We start from the raw sequence: 1,000 nt of genomic DNA on the forward strand, positions 1-1,000 counted from the left end.
GAATGCGCAGGGCGGGGCTGCGGCGGCGCAGAATGAAGCGCTGAACAACGGGTTGGCGGATCACGGTATGCCCGCGAATCCGCTGCGTAAGGCACTCGATATAGCGTGCGGCGGCGGTACCAAGCCATGCGACCCCAAGTTACTGCAAACGTTGATGCAGGCGCAGGGCGCTAATGCCGATCAAGCGTCGGCGATGATGAATGCCGCCGCCCCTTATGTCGGAGGTGCGCTCGGTGGTGTGCTGGGTGGTGTGCTGTTCGGTCCGGGAATCGCCGCTGGATGTGTAGCAAATGCCGTCCTTTGTGCAAACGAACTGACTATACTCGCGGCGGAGGTCTATGCCGGTCTGAATGGTATGCCTGTAGGGACGGGGGCCTCAGTCCTGACGGGTGTGTCGTCGCCAGCCGCAATGGGATCTGCTGTCAGTGTCGAGGCGCGAGCGCTAGGCGAGGCTCGGTTGCTCATCGCGGAGGGAAGCAAAAATCCTGCAGTCTCGGTAGGGGGGGCTGCCGCGCTTGGCATTCAAACTCCCCCGTTCAGCAACATTCTTGCAAAGGTGCCGACGTTTCCGGGAGTCAAGATGTCTGCAGATGGCGATACGTTTGTGATTGTCGATCAGGGTAAATTTATGGATGCGATTGCTGGCGAGTATGGCAGGTCCGGTCAGAAGCTTAATGGCCAGACAGTTCGGCAGATCGAGGGCTATATTGCGAGTCACGACTCGTTTCCGACCATGGCAGGGATACCTGGCTTGCACGCGGAGGTTCAGTCATTGAACTACATCTACAACGCAGTGCCGAATCCGGCCACGCTGAACCTGGCCGATATCAGTATTGCGACCATAAAGCTGGGGCGGAGCAGTGCGGCCGGAACTCAAGGAGGCGCGTTCACGGCATGTCAGAATTGTAGTGGGATCATTCCACCCAAGGTTAATGTCATTACCGGGAGGCAATAGAGTTGAACCGGGTAAATATCGAGTTGATGGAGCGGAAAGATGGGC

Annotated in this window: 1 protein-coding gene; it reads left to right on the top strand. The window is 58.0% G+C overall.

Going from position 1 to position 1,000, the window contains the following annotated elements; genetic code table 11:
- Positions 1 to 955: YwqJ-related putative deaminase (locus tag ACWF6P_RS31815; RefSeq protein ID WP_452623707.1), on the top strand; the 955-nt coding region annotated here is incomplete at its 5' end.
- Positions 956 to 1,000 lie beyond the last annotated feature (45 nt).

The sequence above is a fragment of the Rhodococcus sp. NPDC055024 genome (genome assembly GCF_053608585.1).